This is a genomic window from Pseudonocardia sp. EV170527-09 (assembly GCF_008369905.1).
In the GTDB taxonomy this organism is placed as follows: Bacteria; Actinomycetota; Actinomycetes; order Mycobacteriales; family Pseudonocardiaceae; genus Pseudonocardia.
Genome location: NZ_VRMC01000013.1, coordinates 54,718 through 78,864, shown reverse-complemented (window position 1 = coordinate 78,864; position 24,147 = coordinate 54,718). Strand labels below are relative to the sequence as shown.

Genomic DNA, 24,147 nt, shown 5'->3' with positions numbered 1-24,147 from the left:
CGGGCGCCGACCCGGTGTCCGGCCGCGCCCGGCCCGTCGACGACCGCCCGTGGCCGCCGCCCCACGCAGCCCCATCCACCCCGCAGCACCCGGACCGGCACGACCAGGCCCGGCAGGAGGACCACTGATGCCCCGCCGCGACGACATCGACCACGTCATGGTGATCGGCTCCGGGCCGATCGTGATCGGTCAGGCCTGCGAGTTCGACTACTCCGGCACCCAGGCGTGCCGGGTGCTGCAGGCCGAGGGCATCCGGGTCTCGCTGGTCAACTCCAACCCGGCGACGATCATGACCGACCCGGAGTTCGCCGACGCCACCTACGTCGAGCCGATCACCCCGGAGTTCGTCGAGAAGGTCATCGTCGCCGAGCGCGACAACGGCACCCCGGTCACCGCGATGCTCGCGACCCTGGGCGGACAGACCGCGCTCAACACCGCGATCGCGCTGCACGAGAACGGCGCCCTGGAGCGGCACGGCGTCGAGCTGATCGGCGCCGACGTCGACGCCATCGAGCGCGGCGAGGACCGGCTCAAGTTCAAGGACATCGTCATCGGGGTCGGCGGCGACGTCCCCCGCTCGCGGGTCTGCCACTCGATGGAGGAGGTGCGCTCCGCCGCCGACGAGCTGGGCCTGCCCGTGGTCATCCGGCCGTCGTTCACCATGGGCGGTCTCGGCTCGGGCATGGCGCACTCGGCGCAGGACCTGGAGCGCCTCGCCGGCGCCGGGCTCGACGCCTCCCCGGTCACCGAGGTCCTCATCGAGGAGTCGGTGCTCGGCTGGAAGGAGTACGAGCTCGAGCTCATGCGCGACCACCACGACAACGTGGTCGTCATCTGCTCGATCGAGAACATCGACCCGATGGGCGTGCACACCGGTGACTCGATCACCGTCGCCCCGGCGATGACGCTGACCGACCGCGAGTACCAGCACATGCGTGACGTCGGCATCGCCGTGCTGCGGGCCGTCGGCGTCGACACCGGTGGCTGCAACATCCAGTTCGCGATCCACCCCGAGACCGGGCGCCTGGTCGTGATCGAGATGAACCCGCGCGTCTCGCGGTCCTCCGCGCTGGCGTCGAAGGCCACCGGCTTCCCGATCGCCAAGATCGCCGCGAAGCTCGCCGTCGGCTACACCCTCGACGAGATCCGCAACGACATCACCGGCGAGACCATCGCCGCGTTCGAGCCGTCGCTGGACTACGTCGCGGTCAAGATCCCGCGGTTCGCCTTCGAGAAGTTCCCCGGCGCCGACCCCGAGCTGACCACGACCATGAAGTCGGTCGGCGAGGCGATGGCGCTGGGCCGCTCGTTCCCCGAGGCGCTGGGGAAGGCACTGCGCTCGATGGAGCGGGACCGGGCCGGGTTCTGGACCGCCCCCGACCCCGAGGGCGAGCCGGAGTACACCGTCCCGGTCGACGGCCGCATCTACGAGGTCGAGCGCGCCCTGCGCAGCGGACAGTCGGTCGACGACGTCGCCAAGGCCTCCGGCATCGACCCCTGGTTCGTCGACCAGATCGCGCTGCTGGGAGAGATCCGCGCCGAGCTCGAGGCCGCACCCGTCCTCGACGCCGACCTGCTGCGCCGGGCCAAGCGCCACGGCCTGTCCGACCGCCAGCTCGCCGCGGTGCGCCCCGAGTTCGCCGGCGAGGACGGCGTGCGCACCCTGCGCCACCGCCTCGGCATCCGGCCGGTCTACAAGACCGTCGACACCTGCGCCGCCGAGTTCGCGGCGAAGACGCCCTACCACTACTCGGCCTACGAGACCGACCCCGCGGCCGAGTCGGAGATCGCCCCGCAGACCGAGAAGCCGAAGGTGCTGATCCTCGGCTCCGGCCCGAACCGCATCGGGCAGGGCATCGAGTTCGACTACTCCTGCGTGCACGCGGTCATGGCGCTGCGCGCCGCCGGGTTCGAGACCGTCATGGTCAACTGCAACCCGGAGACGGTGTCCACCGACTACGACACCGCCGACCGCCTCTACTTCGAGCCGCTGACCTTCGAGGACGTCCTGGAGGTCGTGCACGCCGAGCAGGCCTCCGGCACCGTCGCCGGGGTCATCGTGCAGCTCGGCGGGCAGACCCCGCTGGGGCTCGCCCAGCGCCTCACCGACGCCGGGGTGCCGGTCGTCGGGACCTCCGCGGCCGCGATCGACCTGGCCGAGGACCGCGGCGCGTTCGGCGAGGTCCTGCACAAGGCCGGCCTGCCCGCCCCGGAGTTCGGCATGGCCACCTCCTTCGAGCAGGCCAGGGGGATCGCCTCGCGGATCGGCTACCCGGTGCTCGTGCGGCCGTCCTACGTGCTCGGTGGACGCGGCATGGAGATCGTCTACGACGAGGCGACCCTGGCCGGCTACATCGCCCGCGCCACCACCATCTCCCCGGACCGCCCGGTACTGGTCGACAAGTTCCTCGACGACGCCATCGAGATCGACGTCGACGCCCTGTGCGACGGCGAGGAGATCTACCTCGGCGGGGTCATGGAGCACATCGAGGAGGCCGGGGTCCACTCCGGTGACTCCTCCTGCACGCTGCCGCCGATCACGCTGGGCTCCTCGGTCCTGGCGAAGGTCCGCGAGGCCACCGCCGCCATCGCGCACGGCGTCGGCGTGCGCGGGCTGCTCAACGTCCAGTACGCCCTGCACGGCGACGTGCTCTACGTGCTGGAGGCCAACCCGCGGGCGTCGCGGACGGTGCCGTTCGTGTCCAAGGCGACCTCGGTGCCGCTGGCCAAGGCCGCCGCCCGGATCATGCTCGGTGCCACCATCGCCGAGCTGCGCGCCGAGGGCCTGCTCCCGGCCACCGGCGACGGCGGAGCGCTGCCCGCCGACTCCCCGGTCGCGGTCAAGGAGGCGGTGCTGCCGTTCAACCGGTTCCGCAACACCGCGGGCCAGGGCGTCGACCCGCTGCTCGGCCCGGAGATGAAGTCGACCGGCGAGGTCGTGGGCTTCGACTCCGCCTTCGGTCCGGCCTTCGCCAAGTCCCAGGCCGCCGCCTACGGCTCGCTGCCCACCTCGGGCACGGTGTTCGTGTCCATCGCCGACCGCGACAAGCGGGCGATGGTCTTCCCGATCCGCCGCCTGGCCGACATGGGCTTCCAGGTCCTGGCCACCGAGGGCACCGCGGAGATGCTGCGCCGCAACGGGATCGACGTCACCGTGGTGCGCAAGCACAGCGAGGGATCCGGCCCGGACACCCCCACGATCGTCGACACCATCCTCGCCGGTGACGTCGACCTGATCGTCAACACCCCGGTCGGGAACCCCGGCCCGCGGGTGGACGGCTACGAGATCCGCGCCGCCGCGGTGTCCCGCGGTGTCCCGTGCATCACCACGGTGCAGGGGACCGCGGCCGCGGTGCAGGGCATCGAGGCGCTCGCCTCGGGCGGGCTCGGTGTGCGGTCGCTGCAGCAGGCGCACGCGGCGCTGAAGGCCAAGGCGTGAGCGTCGCCGCCCGGCTCGGCGAGGCCGTCGCCGCCCACGGGCCGCTGTGCGTCGGGATCGACCCGCACCCGGCCCTGCTGGCGGCCTGGGACCTCACCGACGACGCCGACGGTCTCGCCGCGTTCGCCGACCGCTGCCACACCGCGTTCGCCGGGGCGGTGTCGGTGGTGAAGCCGCAGTCGGCGTTCTTCGAGCGGCACGGCTCGGCGGGCGTCGCGGTGCTGGAGCGGCTGCTCGCCGGGTACGCGGGCACGGGCACCCTGACCCTGCTCGACGCCAAGCGCGGCGACATCGGCTCCACCATGGACGGCTACGCCGACGCCTACCTGCGCGTCGGCGCGCCGCTCGGGGCGGACGCGCTCACGTTGTCGCCCTACCTGGGGTTCGGGTCGCTGGAACCGGCCCTGACCGCGGCCGACGAGGCCGGGCGCGGGGTGTTCGTGCTGGCCCGGACGTCCAACCCGGACGGTGCCGCGGTGCAGTGCGCCACGACGCCGGGCGGTGTGTCCGTCGCCCAGCAGATGGTCGACGAGGCCGCCGCGCGCAACGCCGGCGCACGGCCCAGCGGGGCAGTGGGGGTCGTCGTCGGCGGCACCCACGACCACGGCCTGGACCTGAGCGCGCTGAACGGTCCGGTGCTGGTGCCCGGGCTCGGCGCCCAGGGCGCGAGTCCGGCCGACGTGGTGGCGCGGTTCGCGGGCACCACGGGCCCGGTGCTGCCGGTGTCGGCCCGCGGGGTGCTCCGGGCGGGTCCCGACCCGTCCGCGCTGCGTGACGCCGCGCACGCCCTGAGCGAGGAGCTGGCCTCGGCGACCGCCGGGACGCACTGAACCGGACCGGCCGACGTCGGTGTGCGGGGGACCGGTGCCCCGTCCGGCACCGGTCCGCTCACCGACGGCGACCGTGGCCGTCGGCGACGCCGGACGCGCCGGGAGGGCGTCCGGCGGTCCGTCGTGCCGGTCGGGAGCCCCCCGGCGCACCGGGACGTCGATCGGGCGCGCCCGACCGGGTCGGCGGGGTACTCGTCCGGCGCGGTCCACTGCGCCGACCCGCCGTCCGGCGGAGCCGGGTGGCAGTGGTGTGGCGGGACCGCCGGCGTGCCGTTGATCACCTCCGCACGGCCGAAACCGGAGGTGGGACCCCCATTGACGCTTCCGTGGAGGTCGTGGGTACGTTCGATCGCACCAGCCGGGACGTCCCCCGGACGGGTAGGTGCGACCCGCCACCCGATCGCTGACGCGACACCCCGGCGCGAGCCGGGATCACGGCGGCGAGAACGACGAGAACGACACAGGAAAGTACGGAGGAACCAACCGTGGCCCTTCCCCAGCTGACCGAGGAACAGCGCGCCGCCGCGCTGGAGAAGGCTGCGGCCGCGCGCCGGGCCCGGGCCGAGCTGAAGGACCGCCTCAAGCGCGGCGGCACCACCCTCGAGGAGGTGCTGAAGAAGGCCGAGACCGACGAGGTGCTCGGCAAGATGAAGGTCTCGGCGCTGCTCGAGGCGCTGCCGAACGTGGGCAAGGTCCGTGCCCAGCAGATCATGGAGGAGCTGGAGATCGCGACCAGCCGCCGCCTGCGTGGCCTGGGCGACCGTCAGCGCAAGGCGCTGCTCGAGCGCTACCCGAGCTGATCCGGGCGTCCCGTGACCGACACCTCCTCCGTCATGTCCTCCGGCCGGACCGGCCCCGCCCGCGGGCGGCTGCTCGTGCTGGCCGGGCCGTCCGGGGTGGGCAAGAGCAGCGTGGTCGCGGGACTGCGCGAGGCGCTGCCGGAGCTGCTGTTCAGCGTGTCCGCCACGACCCGGCCCCCGCGGCCGGGCGAGGTGGACGGCCGTGACTATTACTTCGTGTCCCGCGAGGAGTTCGACGCGCTCATCGAGCGCGGCGAGCTCCTCGAGTGGGCCGAGGTGCACGGCGGGCTGCAGCGCTCCGGCACGCCACGGGTACCCGTCCAGCAGGCCCTCGACCAGGGCCGTCCGGTCCTGGTCGAGGTCGACCTGCAGGGCGCCCGGTCCGTCAAACGGGTCGTGCCCGAGGCCGTCACCGTCTTCGTCGCGCCGCCGTCGATGGAGGAGCTGACCCGTCGGCTCACCGACCGCGGCACCGACACCCCCGAGCAGCGCGAGCGCCGGCTGCGGACCGCCATCGAGGAGATGGACGCCCAGGGGGAGTTCGACGAGGTGGTCGTCAACGACGACCTGCAGGCCGTGATCGGCCGGTTGGTAGCATTGGCGGTCGACCGCGGCGCCGTCTGAGTGCCCCAGGTCCCCCTCGTTCTTCAGGAGTCCACCACGTGAGCACGCCCACCGGCACCTCCACCGCCCCCGAGGGCATCACCTACCCGCCGATCGACGACCTGCTCGGCCAGGTCAGCTCGAAGTACGCGCTGGTCATCTACGCGGCCAAGCGCGCCCGGCAGATCAACGACTACTACTCCCAGCTCGGTGAGGGCCTGCTCGAGTACGTCGGCCCGCTGGTCGAGCCGGGCCCGCGCGAGAAGCCGCTGTCGATCGCGATGCGCGAGATCCAGGCGGGGATGCTCGAGCACACCGAGGGCGAGTAAGACCTCTCGATGGCTCCTCCCGAGGTGCTCCTCGGCGTCTCCGGCGGCATCGCCGCCTACAAGAGCGCCGAGGTGCTGCGCCGTCTGACCGAGTCCGGCCATGCGGTGCGGGTGATCCCCACCGAGTCCGCGCTGCGGTTCGTCGGCGCCGCGACGTTCGAGGCCCTGTCCGGGCGGCCGGTGGCCACCGGGGTGTTCTCCGACGTCCACGAGGTGCCGCACGTGGCCCTGGGCAAGGGTGCGGACCTCGTCGTCGTCGCCCCGGCGACCGCGGACCTCATGGCCCGCCTGGCGCACGGCCGCTCCGACGACCTGCTCACCGCCGCGCTGCTGACCGCCCGTTGCCCGGTGGTGCTGGCGCCCGCGATGCACACCGAGATGTGGGAGCACCCCGCGACGGTCGACAACGTCGCGCTGCTGCGCGCCCGCGGCACCGTCGTGATCGAACCCGCAGCGGGCCGACTGACCGGCGCGGACACCGGCAAGGGCCGGCTGCCCGACCCGGCCGAGATCGTCGATCTGGCCCGGCTGCTGCTGGAGCGCCCGGACGCGCTGCCGCGCGACCTGGAGGGCCGCCACGTGGTGGTCAGCGCCGGCGGGACCCGTGAGAACCTCGATCCGGTCCGGTTCCTCGGCAACCGCTCCTCCGGCCGGCAGGGCTGGGCGCTGGCCCGGGTCGCCGCCCAGCGCGGCGCCCGGGTGACGCTCGTCGCCGGACACACCGCGGACCTCGGTGCCCCGGCCGGGGTGGACGTCGTCGCGGCGGGGACCGCCGTCGCGATGGAGGCCGCCGTCCGCGGCGCCGCCGCCGACGCCGATGCGGTGGTCATGGCCGCCGCCGTCGCGGACTTCCGGCCGGTCGACACGGCTGTCGACAAGATCAAGCGCGGTGACGCCGAGCCGGCGCCGCTGCAGCTGACCCAGAACCCCGACATCCTCGCCGGGCTCGTGGCCGACCCGCCACGGCCGGGTCAGGTGGTGGTCGGGTTCGCCGCCGAGACCGGCGACGCCGACGGCGACGTGCTCCACCACGGCCGCGCCAAGCTCGCCCGCAAGGGCTGCGACCTGCTCGTGGTGAACGCGGTCGGCGACGGCAAGGCCTTCGAGACCGCGGACAACGCCGGCTGGCTGCTCGCCCGCGACGGCGGCGAGGAGGAGCTGCCGTTCGGCTCCAAGGCGCTGCTCGCCTCCCGGATCTGGGACGCGGTCACCCCGCGCCTGCGCTGAGCCCCCGCACATACGACGACGGGCCCGCACCCGGAGAGCCTCCGGTGCGGGCCCGTCGTCGTACGGCCCCGGCTCAGTCCTCGTCGAAGAACGAGCTGCGGGTCGGCGTCGCCTCGCCGGAGGAGGAGTCGGACCCCTCGCCCGACCCCTCGTCCGACGACGGCGTGGCCGACGAGGTCGACCGCGGCGTGGAGGTGGACGGCGTCGCCGAGGAGGTCGATCGGGGGCTCGTGGTCGAGGGCGTCGAGGAGGAGGGCGACGAGGTCGACGGGGTCGACCGCTCGCTGCGGCTCGGGGTCAGCGAGTCCTCCGCGGACCCGGAGCGCTCGGTGCCGGAGGTCGAGACGTACCGGGACATCGCCCAGCCGCCGTACTCGGGGAGCTCGACGAACCCGTCCTGGGTATCCCCGGTCGAGGTGGTCTCCCCGCGCTCGCACACACCGACGATCGGGGCGTCGGTCTCGGGCTCGGAGCGGACGTTGACGCTCTGGGTGCAGGTGCCGGTACCGGCGGCCGACGCGGTGCCGGCAACGATCCCGATGGTGGTGACGCCGGCCACGGCCAGGGCGCCGAGGACGGCAGCGACGCGTCGCGAGTTCGGCTTCATCGTGGAACAACCTCCGTGCCGCCGGGGCCGGGGAGGCCACCGTGCGGATCCGTTCGTGGGCGACCCCGCGGGGCGTGCGAGGTGTTGTCCGGCCCAACGAGCCGCCCCCCGTTCGATTCGTGAGCGGAGGGTCAATCACCCCATCCGGCGACACTGAGTAGCGTCATTACGACGGCGAGTCACGCTCCGTGTGTGAGTTCGTCGCAGGTGGTCCCGTACGGGCGGCCGGTCTGGACTACCCTGCATGTCGAGGGGCGCTCGCGATCATGGTCGTGCGTCCGAGCGAGCGCGACGGGGCCGTCGCGCCGGTGCGGAGAACATTTCCAACGGGATGGAGAAACTGCGCGTGTCAACCACGAGCCGTCGCCTGTTCACCAGTGAGTCGGTCACCGAGGGCCACCCCGACAAGATCTGTGACGCGGTCAGCGACACCATCCTCGACGCGATGCTCGCGCAGGACCCGAGCAGCCGGGTGGCCGTCGAGACCCTGGTGACCACCGGCCAGGTCCACGTCGCCGGCGAGGTCACCACGGGCGCCTACGTCGAGATCCCGCAGCTGGTCCGGGACAAGATCCTCGAGATCGGCTACGACTCCTCCGCCAAGGGCTTCGACGGTGCCTCCTGCGGTGTGAACGTCGCGATCGGCGCGCAGTCGCCCGACATCGCGCAGGGCGTCGACACCGCCTACGAGAAGCGCGTCGAGTCCGCCGAGGACGAGATCGCCAAGCAGGGTGCCGGCGACCAGGGCCTGATGTTCGGCTACGCGTGCGAGGACACCCCCGAGCTCATGCCGCTGCCGATCGCGCTGGCCCACCGCCTGTCGCGCCGGCTGACCGAGGTCCGCAAGAACGGGACGCTGCCCTACCTGCGCCCGGACGGGAAGACCCAGGTCACGATCGAGTACGACGGCGACAAGCCGGTCCGGCTCGACACCGTGGTCCTGTCGTCGCAGCACGCCGCGGACGTCGACCTCGACGGCATGCTGGCCCCCGACATCCTCAAGCACGTCGTCACCCCCGAGGTGGAGGCGCTCGGCTGGGACCCGTCGGAGCCGCGGCTGCTCGTCAACCCGACCGGCCGTTTCGTGCTCGGCGGCCCGATGGGTGACGCCGGCCTCACCGGCCGCAAGATCATCGTCGACACCTACGGCGGCATGGCCCGCCACGGCGGTGGCGCCTTCTCCGGCAAGGACCCGTCGAAGGTCGACCGCTCCGCCGCGTACGCCATGCGGTGGGTCGCCAAGAACGCCGTCGCCGCCGGGCTCGCCGGGCGGATCGAGGTCCAGGTCGCCTACGCGATCGGCAAGGCCGCCCCGGTGGGGCTGTTCGTGGAGACCTTCGGCACGGAGAACGTCGACCCGGCGCGGATCCAGGCCGCCATCGAGGAGGTCTTCGACCTGCGCCCGGCCGCGATCATCCGCGACCTGAAGCTGCTGCGTCCGATCTACGGCCCGACCGCCGCCTACGGCCACTTCGGCCGTACCGACGTCGAGCTGCCGTGGGAGGACACCTCCCGCGCCGAGGCCCTGAAGTCGGTCGCCGGCGCCTGACCGCCCTGCACCTGCCCCGTGGCCGTCGACCGCACCGTGCGGTCGGCGGCCACGGGCGTCTCCGGGGGGCGTCGGTGCCTCGTGGTAGACCCTCGGCGTGAGCTCTCCGCGTCCGGCCCCGGCGACCCGTGCCCGCCGCCCGGGGCGCAACCGGGGGGAGTGGCAGCCCGCCGCGGTCCGTCCGGTCGCGCGGGTGCTGGTCGACGTCGCGCTCCCGCACCTGGACCGGACCTTCGACTACCGCGTCCCGACCCATCTCGACGACGCCGCGGCCCCCGGCGTGCGCGTGCGGGTGCGGTTCGCCGGCCGGATGGTCGACGGCTTCCTGCTGGAGCGCTCCGAGGACACCGCCCACGCCGGGCGGCTCGCCTGGGTCGACAAGGTCGTCTCGCCCGAACCGGTGCTCACCGCGGAGGTGGCGGGCCTGGCCCGCGCCGTCGCCGACCGCTACGCCGGGGTGATGGCCGACGTCCTGCGCCTCGCGGTGCCGGCCCGGCACGCCCGCGTCGAGTCCGAGTCCCCGCGCGAGCGCGACACGACCGACCCCGCCCCGGTGGACCGCGCGGGCTGGGAGGCCTACCCGCGCGGCGGCGCCTTCCTCGACGCGCTGGCGGGCGGACGCGCCGCGCACGCCGTCTGGCAGGCGCTGCCGGGGGAGGAGTGGGCGGCCCGGCTGGCCGAGGCCGCCGTCGCCACCCTGTCGGCCGGGCGTTCGGCGCTGCTCGTCGTGCCCGACCAGCGCGACGTGGCCCGGCTGCACGCGGCGTGCGCCGCGCTGCTCGGCGAGGACGGCGTGGTCGCCCTGACCGCGGAGCTCGGGCCGGCCGAGCGCTACCGGCGCTGGCTGGCGGTGCGGCGGGGGAGCGTGCGGGTCGTCGTCGGCACCCGGTCAGCGGCGTTCGCGCCGCTCGGCGAGCTGGGCCTGCTGGCCGTGTGGGACGACGGCGACGACTCCCACTCCGAGCCGCGCGCTCCCTACCCGCAGGTCCGCGACGTGCTGGTGCTGCGCGCGCACCGCGAGGGCGCCGCGCTGCTGCTCGCCGGGTTCGCCCGCACCGCCGAGGCGCAGGTGCTCGTCGAGACCCGCTGGGCAAGTCCCGTCGCGGCCGACCGCGCCACCGTGCGGGCCCGGATGCCGCGGGTCACCGCGATCGGCGAGACCGACACCCAGCTCGTGCGCGACCCGGCCGCCCGTGCCGCCCGCGTCCCCGGCGTCGCGTTCGAGGCCGCCCGCGCCGCGCTGAGCGCCGGCCGCCCGGTGCTGGTGCAGGTGCCGCGGTCGGGGTACCTGCCGTTCCTGGCGTGCGCGTCCTGCCGCGACGCCGCCCGCTGCCGGCACTGCGCGGGCCCGCTGGGCCTGCCGCGCTCCGGCGCCGGCTCCGAGGGCGCGCTGCCCGCCTGCCGCTGGTGCGGCCGCGCGGAGCCGGCCTTCCGTTGCGGGCACTGCGGGTCGCGGCGGCTGCGGGCCGGGGTCGTCGGTGCCGGGCGCACCGCGGAGGAGCTGGGCCGCGCGTTCCCCGGCGTCACCGTGCGCACCTCCGGCGGCGGCGCCGAGGTCCTCGACACCGTCCCGGCCGGGCCCGCGCTGGTCGTCGCCACCCCGGGGGCGGAGCCCGTCGTCGAGGGCGGCGGCGGAGCGGGGTACGGCGCCGCGTTGCTGCTCGACGGCTGGGCGATGCTCGCCCGGCCCGACCTGCGCGTCGCCGAGGAGACGCTGCGCCGCTGGTTCGCCGCCGCCGCCGGGGTCGTCCCGCACACCGACGGCGGACGGGTGGTGGTCGTCGCCGAGGCGTCCCTGCCGACCGTGCAGGCACTGGTGCGCTGGGACCCGGCCGGGCACGCCGAGGCCGAGCTCGCCGAACGCGCCGAGGTGGGGTTCCCGCCGGCCGTCCGGATGGCGGCGGTGGAGGGGCCGCCCGCCGCCGTCGCCGAGATCTGTGACGCGGTGCTCGGCACCGGGCGCGTCGACCCCTCCCCGCCCGAGGGGGTGGAGCTGCTCGGACCGGTCGAGATCGACCCGCCGGACCGCCCCGGGGCCGGCCACGGCGCCGCCGACGAGGTCCGGGAGCGCGCGCTGCTGCGGGTCCCCCGGCGCGCCGGCCGCGACCTGGCCCGGGCCCTGCACGACGCGCAGGCCCTGCGGACCGCCCGCAAGGCCCCCGAGACCGTGCGGGTCCGGCTCGACCCCGACGAGATCGACTGAGCCGCGCGCACCGGGTCACCGCCGCGACACCGGGCGGGACCGGCGGTGCCGCAGTGGCACAATGGAGCGCTGATCACCGCAGTCGTCCGCCCGAGGGAGAGCCCGTGCCCATCCAGCCCGTCCGGCTGTTCGGCGACCCGGTCCTGCGCACCCGCGCCACCGAGGTCACCGACTTCGACGCGGAGCTGCGCAAGCTCGTCAGCGACCTGACCGACACCATGCACGACGAGGGCGGCGCCGGTCTGGCCGCGCCGCAGATCGGCGTCGGCAAGCGGGTGTTCGTCTACGACTGCGACGGCTTCTCCGGGCACCTGGTCAACCCGACCTGGGAGGCCGTCGGCGACGAGGAGCAGTTCGGCATGGAGGGCTGCCTGTCCATCCCCGGGCTCGGCTGGGACTGCCGGCGCAAGCTGCACGTCGTCGCACGGGGCTGGGACATGCACGGCGAGCCCCAGGTGATCGAGGGTTCCGAGCTGCTGGCGCGGGCGATCCAGCACGAGACCGACCACCTCGACGGCGTGCTGTTCGTCGACCGGCTCGACGCCGAGACCCGCAAGCTGGCGATGCGCGAGATCCGCGAGGCCGCCTGGTTCGGCGAGCCCGAGCCGGTCGTCAAGGCGAGCCCGCACCCCATGTTCGGCAAGGCTCGATGAGGCTGCTGTTCGCCGGCACCCCCGATCCGGCGGTGCCGTCGCTGCGGACGCTGCTGGAACACCCCGGCCACGAGGTCGTCGCGGTGCTGACCCGCCCCGACGCCCCCGCCGGGCGCGGCCGCAGGCTCACCCGCTCCCCGGTCGGCGAGCTCGCCGACGCCGCCGGGATCCCGGTGCTGACGCCCGCGAAGCCCTCGGACCCGGAGTTCCTCGACACGCTCCGCGCGCTCGCCCCGGACTGCGCGCCGGTCGTCGCCTACGGCGCGCTGCTGCCCCGCCCGGTGCTCGACATCCCCGTCCACGGCTGGGTCAACCTGCACTTCTCGCTGCTGCCCGCCTGGCGCGGCGCGGCCCCGGTGCAGGCCGCGATCCGGCACGGCGACGACGTCACCGGCGCCACCACGTTCCGGCTCGAGGAGGGCATGGACACCGGGCCCACCTACGGCCTGGTCACCGAGACCGTCGGTGCGACCGACACCGCGGGAGACCTGCTGGGCCGTCTCGCCGAGTCCGGCGCCCGGCTGCTCGCCGCGACCCTGGACGGCATCGCCGACGGCTCGCTGACCGCCGTCCCGCAGCCCACCGAGGGTGTCTCGCTCGCGCCGAAGGTCACGACCGCCGACGCCCGCGCCGACTTCACCACCCCGGCCGCGGCGCTGGACCGGCTGATCCGCTCGGTCACCCCCGAGCCCGGCGCGTGGTGCGGGTTCCGCGGGGACCGCCTCGGCCTCGGCCCGGTCCGCCCGCTGCGCACCGGTGAGGTCGAGCTCGCGCCCGGGGAGCTGCGGGTCGAACGCCGCCGGGTGCTGGCCGGGACCGCGACCGTCCCGGTCGAGCTGGGCGAGGTGAAGCCGAAGGGCAAGCGGTCCATGCCCGCGCCGGACTGGGCCCGCGGCGCCCGGATCGACGGCGTCGAGTACCTCAGCTGACCGCCGACGCCCACCCCGGTCCGACGCACCGACCTCCCGACACCCACCGACTTCCCGACATCCCGGACGACGGCCGGACCCCGGCCACGGCGGACCACCGCCGAGGAGACCACGTGAGCGAGCAGGACCCCCGACCCGACCGCGACCGGCCCGACCGCCCCGAGCGGCGCTCCGGCGACGACCGGCACCGTGGCGGTGACCGAACGGGCGGTGACCGAACGCGCGGTGACCGCACCGGCGGAGACCGGCCGCGCGGTGACCGCGGCCCGCGCGCCGGGTCCGGCTGGGGCGGCGGCCCGGGCTCCGGATCGGGGTCGGGCGACCGGCGCGGCGGGCCCGGCTCCGGTGGATCCGGGGAGCGTCGTGGTGGGCGCGACTCCGACCGGCCCGATCGGTCCCGCTCCGGCCGGGACGCGGCCCGCCCGCGCGACGGCGGTGACCGGCCGCGCGGTGACCGCCCGCGCGACGACCGCCCCCGCGTCGACCGGCCGCAGGGCGACCGCCCCCGCCCCGACCGGCACCGTGGGGACGACCGCCGCAGCCCCCGGGACGACCGGGGCGCCCCGCGCCGCGACGAGCGGGGTGGCGACCGGGGCCCCCGCCGCGAACGCACCTCCGGCCCCCGCAACTCCGGCCCGTCCCGCGGCCGCGGCGGCCCCACCAGGCCCCCGGCCGTCGACCCGGCCCGGCAGGCGGCCTACGAGCTGCTGACCGCCGTCCGTGAGCGCGACGCCTACGCCAACCTCGCCCTGCCCGGCATCCTGCGCCGCCACCGGCTGCGCGACCGCGACGCCGCACTCGCCACCGAGCTCGGCTACGGCACCCTGCGCGCCCAGGGCCTGCTCGACACGATCATCGACGCCTGCACCGACCGCCCGCTGGCCAAGATCGAGCACGCGCTGCTCGACGCGCTGCGCCTGGGCGCCTACCAGCTGCTGCGCACCCGGGTGCCCGACCACGCGGCCGTCACCACCTGCGTCGAGCTGGTGCGCTCCGACCACGGGTCGCAGTCGGCCGGGTTCGTCAACGCGGTGCTGCGCCGCATCGGCGAGCACACCGAGGCCGAGTGGCTCGACCGCCTCGCGCCCGACCCCGCCGAGGACCCGGTCGGCGACGCCGCGCTGCGCCACGCCCACCCGCGCTGGATCGCACAGGCCTTCGCCGACGCGCTCGGCAGCACCGGCGAGGAGCTGACCGCTGCCCTCGCCGCCGACGACACCCGGCCCCGGGTGCACCTGCTCGCCCGCCCCGGCGAGATCACCGCCGAGGAGCTGGCCCTGGCCACCGGCGGTGAACAGGCGCCGTACTCGCCCTACGGGGTGCACCTGGAGCCGGGCAGCGGAGACGTCGGCGAGCTCGACGCCGTCGCCGAGGGGCTCGCGATCGTGCAGGACGAGGGCAGCCAGCTCGTCGCCGCCGCGCTCGCCCGCGCCGAGCTGCTCGGCGAGGACACCGGTCGCTGGCTCGACCTGTGCGCCGGACCGGGCGGCAAGGCCTCGCTGCTGGGCGGGCTCGTCGCCGCCCGGGGCGGGACGCTCGACGCGGTCGAGTCCAGCGAGCACCGCGCCGACCTCGTCCGCCGGTCCGTGGCGGAGCTGCCGGTCACCGTGCACGTCGCCGACGGCCGGGAGGCCCCGCTGCCCGACGGCGGCTACGACCGGGTGCTCGTCGACGCGCCCTGCACCGGGCTGGGCGCGCTCCGCCGCCGCCCCGAGGCCCGCTGGCGGCGCCGCCCCGAGGACATCGCGACGCTGACCCGGCTGCAGCGCGAGCTGCTCACCGCCGCGTTGCGCCACGTCCGCCCCGGCGGCGTCGTCGCCTACGTCACCTGCTCGCCGCACGTGTCCGAGACCATGGGCGTCGTCGGCCGGATCGTCGGCCGCGAGGGACGGCCCGGCCCGGCCGGTGTCGTCGAACAGCTCGACGCGCGCGCCTGCCTGCCCGGTGGGATGCCCGGCCTCGGCGACGGCCCGACCGTGCAGCTCTGGCCGCACGTGCACGGCACCGACGCGATGTTCCTGGCGCTGCTGCGCCGCCCGCTCACCGACCGAGCTGTGTGACGGCGGCCTCGCCCACGGGTGCGAGGCCGCCGGGACACGGCCAGTAGCCTGCTCCGCGTGCACCCGATGATCGCGCCCAGCATCCTCTCGGCCGACTTCGCCCGACTCGGCGAGGAGGCCGCCGCCGTGCGCGGCGACGGGACCGGCGACGGCGCGGACTGGCTGCACGTCGACGTCATGGACGCGCACTTCGTGCCGAACCTGACACTCGGTCTGCCGGTCGTGCAGAGCCTGCGCGCCGCCACCGACATCCCGCTCGACTGTCACCTGATGATCGAGGACCCGGACCGCTGGGCCCCGGGCTACGCCGAGGCGGGCGCCCGCAACGTCACCGTGCACGCCGAGGCCGCCCACGACCCGGTCATGCTCGCGAAGAACCTGCGTGCCGCCGGGTCCCTCGCCGGTCTGTCGCTCAAGCCCGGCACCCCGCTCGACCCGTGGGTCGAGGTGCTCCGCCACTACGACACGCTGCTCGTGATGAGCGTCGAGCCCGGCTTCGGCGGACAGAGCTTCATGCCCGAGGTGCTCGACAAGGTCCGCACCGTCCGCAACCTGGTCGACACCGGGCACCTCACGGTGCTCGTCGAGATCGACGGCGGCATCAACGCCGACACCATCGACGCGGCCGCCGAGGCCGGTGTCGACTGCTTCGTCGCCGGGTCCGCCGTCTACGGCGCCGAGGACCCGGGCCGCGCCGTCGCCGCGCTGCGCGACAGCGTCCGCCGGGCGACCCCGCACCGCTGGGCCGACTGAGCCCGCCGCGGACGACCGAGCGACCGAGCACACCGCAGTGGACCGCCCGACCGCCACCGACGAGCGCACGGCCGCGGCCATGCGCCGCGCCCTCGCCGCGTCCGTCGAGGTCCACGGCAGCACCAGCCCCAACCCGGCGGTCGGCTGCGTGGTCCTCGACCGCGACGGCGTCGTCGTCGGCACGGGTGCCACCGCACCGCCCGGCGGTCCGCACGCCGAACGGGTCGCGCTCGCGGAGGCGGGCGACCGCGCCGCGGGCGGGACCGCCGTGGTCACCCTGGAGCCGTGCAACCACACCGGTCGCACCCCGCCGTGCGTGGACGGCCTCCTCGAGGCCGGCGTCGCCCGGGTGCACGCCGCCGTCGCCGACCCCAACCCGGTCGCCGCGGGCGGTCTCGACCGGCTCCGCGCCGCCGGCGTCGCTGTGACGCTCGGCACCCTCGCCGACGAGGTGGCCCGGGGTCCGCTGCGCGGCTGGCTGCACCGCCAGCGCACCGGCCGCCCCCACGTGACCTGGAAGGTCGCCACCACCCTCGACGGCCGGGTCGCCGCCGCCGACGGCACCAGCCGCTGGATCACCGGGCCGGCCGCCCGGGCCACGGTCCATGACCTGAGACGCAGGATGGACGCGATCGTCGCGGGGACGGGTACCGTCCTGACCGACGACCCGGCGCTGACCGCCCGCCGGCCCGACGGCACCCTGTTCGACCACCAGCCCCTGCGGGTGGTGGTGGGACACCGCGACGTCCCGCCCGGCGCCCGGCTGGCCCGGACCGACGAGGACGGCACCGCCGAGGTGCTCCACCTCCGCACCCGCGATCCGGGGGAGGTGCTCGCCGAGCTCGACCACCGGACCGTGGTGGACGTGCTCCTCGAGGGCGGACCGACGCTCGCCGGTGCCTTCGTCGCCGCAGGACTCGTCGACCGGGTGCTCGTGCACCTGGCCCCGGCCCTGCTCGGCGCGGGACCGCACGCCCTCGGCGACGCGGGCGTGGTAACGATCGCCGACATCGTGCGGTTGCACGTGGACGAGATCCACCGCGCCGGCGACGACGTGGTCATCGACGCACGACCGGCACCCGGCCCGACCGGGCCGGACGTGCCGCAGTAGGAGGGACGGGCGATGTTCACCGGGATCGTGGAGGAGGTCGGCGAGGTCGTCGACGTCCGCACCGACGACGACGTCGTCGTGCTGACCGTGCGCGCGGCCCTGGCCGCCGAGGTCGGGCACGGGGAGTCGGTCGCGGTGAACGGCTGTTGCCTCACCGCCGTCGTCACCGGGCCGGGCGCGGCCACGCTGACCCTCGAGCTGGTGCCCGAGACGCTCAAGCGCACCTCGCTCGGCGCCGTCGGCCCCGGCTCCGGGGTCAACCTGGAGCGCGCGGTGCCCGCCGGCGGCCGGCTCGACGGCCACATCGTGCAGGGCCACGTCGACGGCGTCGGCACCGTGGTCTCCCGCACCCCCGGCGAGCGAAGCGACGAGGTCCGCTTCGCAGCTCCCGCCGAGCTCGCACGCTACGTCGTCGAGAAGGGCTCCGTCGCCGTCGACGGGGTCTCGCTGACCGTCGCCTCGGTGTACCCGGACGGGTTCGGGGTGGCGCTGATCCCCACGACCCTGGCCGAGACCACCCTGGGGTCGCGCGCCCCGGGGGACCCGGTCAACCTGGAGGTCGACGTGATCGCCAAGTACGTGGAACGCATGACCGCGGGTTACCTGCAGGGGCCCGGGTCCGGACAGGAAGGGGTCGCCCGGTGAGCGAGCCGTCGGAGTCGCCGGTCAACCCGGCAGACCAGGGGGCTGGCAAGCTGCCGGACGCCCCGCACACCGCGATGTCGCCCTCGGAACGGGCCGAGCGCTTCGCCCTGATCGAGAAGGCCATCGCCGACATCGCCGAGGGCAAGCCGGTCGTCGTGATGGACGACGAGGACCGCGAGAACGAGGGCGACCTCATCTTCGCGGCGTCGAAGGCGACCGCGGAGCTGCTGGCGTTCACCGTCCGCTACACCTCCGGCTACGTCTGCGTGGCCATCACCGGTGAGGCCTGCGACCGGCTCGACCTGCCGCCGATGCACCACACCAACCGGGACTCCTTCCGCACCGCGTACACGGTCACCGTGGACGCGAAGGAGGGCATCACCACCGGCATCTCCGCCCAGGACCGCGCGCACACGATCCGCACGCTGGCCGACCCGGAGTCCGACCGGCACGACCTGGTCCGGCCCGGGCACGTGGTGCCGCTGCAGGCCCGCGACGGCGGCGTGCTGCGCCGCCCCGGGCACACCGAGGCCGCGGTCGACCTCGCCCGGATGGCGGGCCTGCCCGCCGCGGGTGCGCTCTGCGAGATCGTCTCGGAGAAGAACACCGGCGAGATGGCCCGTGGCGAGGAGCTCGGTGTCTTCGCCGCCGACCACGACCTCACCCTGATCACCATCGCCGACCTCATCGCCTACCGGCGCCGCTACGAGAAGCACGTCGAACGGGGCGCGACCGCGCGGATCCCCACCGGCCACGGTGACTTCCTCGCCTACGGCTACGACTGCACCCTCGACGGCACCGAGCACATCGCCATGGTGATGGGCGACGTCGCCACCCCCGCCGACGACGGCGAGGACGTGCTCGTCCGGGTGCACTCCGAGTGCCTCACCGGGGACGTCCTCGGCTCGCTGCGCTGCGACTGCGGCCCCCAGCTCGACGCGGCCCTGGAGTCCGTCGCCAAGGAGGGCCGCGGTGTCGTGCTCTACATGCGCGGGCACGAGGGCCGGGGGATCGGCCTGCTGCACAAGCTGCAGGCCTACCAGCTCCAGGAGGCCGGCGCCGACACCGTCGACGCCAACCTCGCGATGGGGCTGCCCGCCGACGCCCGCGACTACGGCATCGGCGCCCAGATCCTCGCCGACCTCGGGGTGAAGTCGATGCGGCTGCTCACCAACAACCCGGACAAGCGCGCCGGGCTGGAGGGCTACGGCCTGCGCGTCGTCGGCCGCGAGCCGATGCCGGTGCGCGCCACCCCGCAGAACCTGCGTTACCTGCGGACCAAGCGGGACCGGATGGGCCACGACCTGCCCGACCTCGGTGAGGTCGCCGACCCGGCGCTCTGACCGGCGCCACGCACCGCGGGGCGGGCGCTGTGGGCGGACCCCCTGCTGCGGCCCACGGACCCGGAGGCGAGAATCGGCCCATGAGCGGTGAGGGCCGGCCCTCCGGGGCCACGCAGCTGGACGCGAGCGGACTGCGGGTCGGGGTGGTGGCGGCCCGCTGGCATGCCGAGATCGTGGACCGGCTGCTGGACCGGGCCGTCGCCACGGCCCGCGAGGCCGGCGTCGAACCGACCGTGGTCCGGGTGCCCGGCACCATCGAGCTCCCGGTGATCGCCCAGGAGCTCGCCCGCGGCCACGACGCCGTCGTCGCGCTCGGTGTCGTCGTCCGCGGCGGCACCCCGCACTTCGAGTACGTCTGCGACGCCGTCACCGCGGGCCTCACCCGCGTCGCCCTCGACGAGTCGACCCCGGTCGGCAACGGCGTGCTCACCACCGACACGGTGGACCAGGCGGTCGACCGCTCCGGCGCGCCGGGCGCGGCCGAGGACAAGGGTGCCGAGGCCTGCACCGCCGCACTCGAATCGGCGCTGGCGCTGCGTGACCTGCGTGCCGGCGCCCCGACCAGCCCGTGACCCCGACCCGGGTCAGCACAGGGAGACCCCAGTGACCGAGCAGCCGACCGACTCCACCACACCCGACTCCACCACTGCCGGCACCGCAGCCCCCGGCACCGCAGCCCCCGACACCGCAGCCCCCGACGCCCGGCCGCGGACCGGACCCGGCCCGGACGCGGTGACCCTGCGCCCGCGGGTCATCCGCTGGACGGCCTGGCTCAGCGCACTCGGCGTGATGGTGTTCTTCCTCATCGCGGCCTACTACATGCCCGCCGAGGACACCGGGGTGATCTTCCAGCCGGCCGACCAGGTCGCGATGACGGTCATCGGGGCGTTCGTCGCCGGCGGGCTGCTGCTCATGGCCCGCCCCCGGGTGCGCGCCGACTCCCACGGCATCGAGGTCCGCAACGTCATCACCGCCCGGTGGTACGACTGGGCCGACGTGCACGGCGTCTCGTTCCCCGACGGAGCCGCCTCGGCCCGCCTGGAGCTGCCCGACGACGAGTACCAGTCGGTGCTCGCCGTGCAGGACGTCGACCGTGGTCTGGCCGTGCGCCACGTCCGCACGCTGCGCACCCTGCACCGCGCCGCCGTCCTGGGCGAGTGACGGCTCAGGCGCCGATTCCCGGCGCCCCGGCCCGGCGGTCCAGGACCGGGCCGCCCAGGTCGGCCCGGTCGGCCGCGGCGGCCCCGTGCCGGAACCCGCTGCCCGACACCTGCGGGCGGCGGGCGCGGCGCAGCCTGCCGAACTCGGCGTCGTAGGCGCGGTCCACCTCGGCGCCCCGGTCGGCCAGCACCAGCTCGGTCGACGCCGCCGCCCGCCCGGTCTCCGCCTCGGTCTCGCCCAGTGCCGAACGCTCGGCCGCGCACAGTCGCTCGTACACCCGGCCCGCGAAGCCGTAGATCCAGGACCGCCGGTAGGCCGCCACCGACTCGCCGGGGTCCGGCGGGCGGACCGCGGCCAGCGCGGCCGTGGCCTGCAGCAGCAGCGACGTGTAGAGCAGCTCCACCCGCTCCCGGTCCGAGGCGAACCCGAACACGGTGACCGCGGCGACCGAGCCGCCCCGCTGGTCGTGCATCACCCAGCGGCACCGCAACGCCGACGCCGTCCACCCCAGCAGCCGGGCCTTCGCCCCGCTGTAGGGGTTGTCGACGGTGATCCGGCTCCGGCCGATCGGATCGGCCCGCGCCGCCCCGGCGCCGGGTGCGGCCGCCAGCAGCGCCTCGTCGATCCCGTGCCGCGCCATCAGCGCGAACGCCTTGTCGGTGTAGATCTCGGCCTCGTCCGGCGTGCCGGCCCGCTCCGCCTTGGCCAGCAGCTTCCGGATCCGGTCCAGCCGGGCCCCGGGCACCTGCTCACCCGGCGCGGTGCCGATGTCGGTGCCGATGTCGGTGCGGGGGTCGGTCTCCTGCGCGGTGGCCACGGCGGTCTCCTCGGGCTCGGTAGGGTCGAACTTGTGTTCGAGGGCGAGGTGTACCGGACCCTACCGACAGTTCCGGCGGCGCCGCGCGAGGTCCCCGGTCGACACGTGCCCCTACACCTCGTCCGGGGCCCGCGCCGAGACCGGGGCCGGACCGGGACTGTCGGTGCCCGCAACTACCCTGGGAGTCACCATGGCCGACCCCAGCACCTACCGTCCGGCGACCGGGACGATCCCGGAGTCGCCCGGGGTGTACCGCTTCTCCGACCCGCGCGGCCGGGTGATCTACGTCGGCAAGGCCAAGAGCCTGCGACAGCGGCTGAACTCCTACTTCGCCGACCTGTCCGGCCTGCACCCACGCACCCGGCAGATGGTCACCACCGCCTCGAAGGTGGAGTGGACGGTCGTCGGGACCGAGGTCGAGGCCCTCCAGCTCGAGTACAACTGGATCAAGGAGTACGACCCGCGGTTCAACGTCCGCTACCGCGACGACAAGAGCTATCCCGTGCTCGCCGTGACGATGCACGAGGAGTACCCGCGGCTGCACGTCTACCGCGGCCCGCGTCGCAAGGGCGTGCGCTACTTCGGCCCGTACGCCCACGCCTGGGCCATCCGCGAGACCCTCGACCTGCTCCTGCGGGTCTTCCCCGCGCGCACCTGCTCGACGGGGGTGTTCAAGCGGCACGGCCAGATCGGGCGGCCCTGCCTGCTGGGTTACATCGACAAGTGCTCCGCGCCGTGCGTGGGCAAGGTCAGCGCGGACGAGCACCGGGAGATCGTCGAGAACTTCTCCGAGTTCCTGTCCGGGCGCACCGACCGGATGGTGCGCCGGCTCGAACGCGACATGGCCGAGGCCTCGGAGAGGCTCGAGTTCGAGCGCGCCGCCCGGCTGCGCGACGACCTCGGTGCCCTGCGCCGCGCCCTGGAGAAGCAGGCCGTCGTGCTGGGTGACGGCACCGACGCCGACGTCGTCGCCTTCGCCGAGGACGAGCTGGAGGCCGCGGTCCAGGTCTTCCACGTCCGCGGCGGTCGGGTCCGCGGCCAGCGCGGCTGGGTCGTCGACAAGGTCGAGCCCACCGACACCGAGCAGCTCGTGGAGCGGTTCGTCTCCCAGTTCTACGGCGAGCAGCACGCACTCGCCGGCGCCGCCGACGACGCGGCCCAGCCGGTGCCCAAGGAGATCCTCGTCCCGGTGCTGCCCGCCGAGACGCCCGCGCTGGAGCGCTGGCTGACCGGGCTGCGCGGGTCCAGGGTGCAGATCCGGGTGCCGCAGCGCGGCGACAAGCGGGACCTCGCCGCGACCGTCGCGCGCAACGCGAAGGAGGCGTTCGCCCAGCACAAGCTGCGCCGCGCGGGGGACCTCACCGCCCGCTCGGCCGCGCTGCAGGAGATCCAGGAGAACCTGGAGCTCGACCAGGCCCCGCTGCGCATCGAGTGCATCGACATCAGCCACGTGCAGGGCACGAACGTCGTCGCCTCGCTGGTCGTCTTCGAGGACGGGCTGCCCCGCAAGTCCGAGTACCGCCGCTTCGAGATCCGCGACGCCGCTCAGCTGGGCGACGTCGCCTCGATCGCCGAGGTGGTGCGGCGCCGGTTCCGCCGCTACCTGGCCGAGACGGCGGACGAGCCCGCCCCCACCGAGGGCTCCGGCGAGGTCGCGCCGGGCGACACCGTCCGCACCGGGATCGACCCCGAGACCGGGCGGCCCAAGAAGTTCGCCTACCCGCCGAACCTGCTCGTCGTCGACGGGGCGAAGCCGCAGGTCGACGCGGCCGCGGCGGAGCTCGCCGCGCTGGGCATCACCGACGTCGCGGTGTGCGGGCTCGCCAAGCGCCTCGAGGAGGTCTGGCTGCCCGACGACACCGACCCGGTGATCCTGTCCCGGACCAGCGAGGGGCTCTACCTGCTGCAGCGCATCCGGGACGAGGCGCACCGGTTCGCCATCACCTATCACCGCCAGCGTCGTTCGCAGGGCATGACGGCGTCCGCGCTCGACGGGGTCCCCGGGCTCGGCCCGGCCCGCAGACAGGCGCTGCTCAAGCACTTCGGGTCGGTGCGCAAGCTGCGCGCCGCCGACGTCGACGAGATCGCCGGCGTGCCCGGCTTCGGACGCCGGACCGCCGAGTCCGTGGTCGCGGCCCTGCACGCCGGAACCGAGGGGGAGAAGGCATGACCGAGGACAACGGCGAGGCGCCCGCGGGCCCGGGGATCGAGGTCGCCGTGGTCAGCGGCCTGTCGGGGGCCGGGCGCAGCACAGCGGCGAAGGTCCTGGAGGACCTGGGCTGGTTCGTGGTGGACAACCTGCCGCCCGAGCTGATCGCCACGATGGTCGAGCTCGGGTCGCGGGCCCGGGGCGAGGTGGCCCGGATCGCGGTGGTGATGGACGTGCGCTCCCGTGCGTTCACCGACGACCTCGGCGCCGTGATCAAGGACCTCGACGGCCGCGGCTACCGGCCGAAGCTTCTGTTCCTGGAGGCCTCCGACGCGGTGCTGGTGCGCCGCTTCGAGCAGAACCGCCGCTCGCATCCCCTGCAGGGCGCCGGGCGCATCACCGACGGGCTCAACGCCGAGCGCGAGGTGCTGCGCCCGCTGCGTGAGGACGCCGACCTCGTCGTCGACACCTCGAACCTGTCGGTGCACGACCTGCGCACCCGGATCGAGGGCTCGTTCGCCCAGGAGAGCGCGCACGCCGCGACCCGGGTGACGGTGCTGTCGTTCGGCTACAAGTACGGCCTGCCGCTGGACTCCGACCTCGTCGTCGACGTGCGGTTCCTGCCCAACCCGCACTGGATCCCCGAGCTGCGCCCGTTCACCGGCCGCGACCGGGAGGTCAGCGACTACGTGCTGTCCCAGGAGGGCGCGGAGGAGTTCGTCGACCGCTACCTGGAGCTGCTCGACCTGGTCGGGGCCGGGTACCGGCGCGAGGGCAAGCGCTACCTGACCGTGGCCGTCGGGTGCACCGGCGGCAAGCACCGCTCGGTCGCGATCTCGGAGGAGATCGGGCGCCGGCTCGCCGACCGCGAGGGCATCCAGGTCAACGTCGAGCACCGCGACATGGGGCGCGAGTGAGCCCACGCCCGCCCGAGCACAG

The 24,147-nt window shown here is 75.0% G+C and carries 20 protein-coding genes and 1 pseudogene; 19 read left to right on the top strand and 2 right to left on the bottom strand.

Translation table 11 applies throughout. The annotated features are described in order from the left end of the window. Nucleotides 1-127 precede the first annotated feature (127 nt). From carB to coaBC, 6 genes are all read left to right on the top strand, one after another. Entirely contained in the window at nucleotides 128-3,439 is a 3,312-nt protein-coding gene (gene carB / locus FVA95_RS06170) for a carbamoyl-phosphate synthase large subunit (protein ID WP_149663326.1), read from the top strand. After that, nucleotides 3,436-4,269, top strand: coding sequence for an orotidine-5'-phosphate decarboxylase (pyrF, locus tag FVA95_RS06165; RefSeq protein WP_149663325.1), 834 nt, complete (start codon nucleotides 3,436-3,438; stop codon nucleotides 4,267-4,269). Before carB ends, pyrF begins: the two co-directional genes overlap by 4 nt. Nucleotides 4,270-4,754: 485 nt before the next feature. Further along, nucleotides 4,755-5,069 (top strand): integration host factor, actinobacterial type, encoded by a 315-nt coding sequence (mihF, locus tag FVA95_RS06160; protein WP_020627642.1) that lies wholly within the window; start codon nucleotides 4,755-4,757, stop codon nucleotides 5,067-5,069. 33 nt (nucleotides 5,070-5,102) lie between these two features. Then, nucleotides 5,103-5,693: a guanylate kinase gene (gene gmk / locus FVA95_RS06155; RefSeq protein ID WP_149663342.1), complete on the top strand. Its 591-nt coding sequence runs from the start codon at nucleotides 5,103-5,105 to the stop codon at nucleotides 5,691-5,693. A 38-nt stretch (nucleotides 5,694-5,731) separates the two neighbouring features. Next, complete coding sequence (gene rpoZ, locus FVA95_RS06150) at nucleotides 5,732-6,001, top strand: DNA-directed RNA polymerase subunit omega (protein WP_020627644.1); 270 nt, start codon at nucleotides 5,732-5,734, stop codon at nucleotides 5,999-6,001. Between the two features lie 9 nt (nucleotides 6,002-6,010). Then, a complete protein-coding gene (coaBC, locus tag FVA95_RS06145) occupies nucleotides 6,011-7,228 on the top strand; it encodes a bifunctional phosphopantothenoylcysteine decarboxylase/phosphopantothenate--cysteine ligase CoaBC (RefSeq protein WP_149663324.1) in 1,218 nt (405 codons plus the stop codon). Between the two features lie 73 nt (nucleotides 7,229-7,301). On the opposite strand, the gene FVA95_RS30745 is transcribed toward coaBC, so the two are convergent. Further along, nucleotides 7,302-7,835, bottom strand: coding sequence for an SH3 domain-containing protein (locus tag FVA95_RS30745; protein WP_161992208.1), 534 nt, complete (start codon nucleotides 7,833-7,835; stop codon nucleotides 7,302-7,304). Between the two features lie 346 nt (nucleotides 7,836-8,181). Here FVA95_RS30745 and metK point away from each other — a divergent pair, with 346 nt between their 5' ends. From metK to FVA95_RS06085, 11 genes and pseudogenes are all read left to right on the top strand, one after another. Continuing rightward, the gene (metK, locus tag FVA95_RS06135) at nucleotides 8,182-9,384 is read left to right on the top strand and encodes a methionine adenosyltransferase (RefSeq protein ID WP_233147557.1); all 1,203 of its coding nucleotides are present in this window, start codon (nucleotides 8,182-8,184) and stop codon (nucleotides 9,382-9,384) included. A gap of 97 nt (nucleotides 9,385-9,481) precedes the next feature. Then, entirely contained in the window at nucleotides 9,482-11,587 is a 2,106-nt protein-coding gene (locus tag FVA95_RS06130; protein ID WP_149663323.1) for a primosomal protein N', read from the top strand. A 104-nt stretch (nucleotides 11,588-11,691) separates the two neighbouring features. Beyond that, on the top strand, nucleotides 11,692-12,240 hold the full coding sequence (def, locus tag FVA95_RS06125; RefSeq protein WP_020626878.1) for a peptide deformylase: 549 nt from the start codon (nucleotides 11,692-11,694) through the stop codon (nucleotides 12,238-12,240). Continuing rightward, a complete protein-coding gene (gene fmt / locus FVA95_RS06120) occupies nucleotides 12,237-13,169 on the top strand; it encodes a methionyl-tRNA formyltransferase (RefSeq protein ID WP_149663322.1) in 933 nt (310 codons plus the stop codon). Before def ends, fmt begins: the two co-directional genes overlap by 4 nt. A 599-nt stretch (nucleotides 13,170-13,768) precedes the next feature. Continuing rightward, nucleotides 13,769-15,229, top strand: a pseudogene (locus FVA95_RS06115) (RsmB/NOP family class I SAM-dependent RNA methyltransferase); the annotation flags it as partial. A gap of 66 nt (nucleotides 15,230-15,295) precedes the next feature. Next, nucleotides 15,296-15,982 carry a ribulose-phosphate 3-epimerase gene (rpe, locus tag FVA95_RS06110; RefSeq protein WP_075311721.1) on the top strand — a complete coding sequence of 229 codons (687 nt, stop codon included), beginning with the start codon at nucleotides 15,296-15,298 and terminating at the stop codon, nucleotides 15,980-15,982. A gap of 79 nt (nucleotides 15,983-16,061) precedes the next feature. After that, the gene (ribD, locus tag FVA95_RS06105) at nucleotides 16,062-17,093 is read left to right on the top strand and encodes a bifunctional diaminohydroxyphosphoribosylaminopyrimidine deaminase/5-amino-6-(5-phosphoribosylamino)uracil reductase RibD (RefSeq protein WP_149663340.1); all 1,032 of its coding nucleotides are present in this window, start codon (nucleotides 16,062-16,064) and stop codon (nucleotides 17,091-17,093) included. Nucleotides 17,094-17,105: 12 nt separating this feature from the next. Then, nucleotides 17,106-17,738 (top strand): riboflavin synthase, encoded by a 633-nt coding sequence (locus tag FVA95_RS06100; RefSeq protein WP_149663321.1) that lies wholly within the window; start codon nucleotides 17,106-17,108, stop codon nucleotides 17,736-17,738. Between the two features lie 74 nt (nucleotides 17,739-17,812). Then, nucleotides 17,813-19,081 carry a bifunctional 3,4-dihydroxy-2-butanone-4-phosphate synthase/GTP cyclohydrolase II gene (locus FVA95_RS06095; protein ID WP_149663339.1) on the top strand — a complete coding sequence of 423 codons (1,269 nt, stop codon included), beginning with the start codon at nucleotides 17,813-17,815 and terminating at the stop codon, nucleotides 19,079-19,081. 80 nt (nucleotides 19,082-19,161) lie between these two features. Next, on the top strand, nucleotides 19,162-19,653 hold the full coding sequence (gene ribH / locus FVA95_RS06090; RefSeq protein WP_020623634.1) for a 6,7-dimethyl-8-ribityllumazine synthase: 492 nt from the start codon (nucleotides 19,162-19,164) through the stop codon (nucleotides 19,651-19,653). A gap of 31 nt (nucleotides 19,654-19,684) precedes the next feature. Then, the gene (locus FVA95_RS06085) at nucleotides 19,685-20,242 is read left to right on the top strand and encodes a PH domain-containing protein (RefSeq protein WP_240051305.1); all 558 of its coding nucleotides are present in this window, start codon (nucleotides 19,685-19,687) and stop codon (nucleotides 20,240-20,242) included. 4 nt (nucleotides 20,243-20,246) lie between these two features. Here the strand turns inward: FVA95_RS06085 and FVA95_RS06080 are convergent, their stop codons facing one another. Next, nucleotides 20,247-21,059 carry a DUF2786 domain-containing protein gene (locus FVA95_RS06080; protein ID WP_368667300.1) on the bottom strand — a complete coding sequence of 271 codons (813 nt, stop codon included), beginning with the start codon at nucleotides 21,057-21,059 and terminating at the stop codon, nucleotides 20,247-20,249. Nucleotides 21,060-21,249: 190 nt separating this feature from the next. Between FVA95_RS06080 and uvrC the strand changes: the two genes are divergently transcribed. Together uvrC and rapZ are read left to right on the top strand one after the other, a co-directional pair. Then, complete coding sequence (uvrC, locus tag FVA95_RS06075; protein ID WP_149663320.1) at nucleotides 21,250-23,229, top strand: excinuclease ABC subunit UvrC; 1,980 nt, start codon at nucleotides 21,250-21,252, stop codon at nucleotides 23,227-23,229. Continuing rightward, nucleotides 23,226-24,125 (top strand): RNase adapter RapZ, encoded by a 900-nt coding sequence (gene rapZ, locus FVA95_RS06070; RefSeq protein ID WP_149663319.1) that lies wholly within the window; start codon nucleotides 23,226-23,228, stop codon nucleotides 24,123-24,125. The genes uvrC and rapZ overlap by 4 nt, the downstream gene beginning before the upstream one ends. Nucleotides 24,126-24,147: the final 22 nt, after the last annotated feature.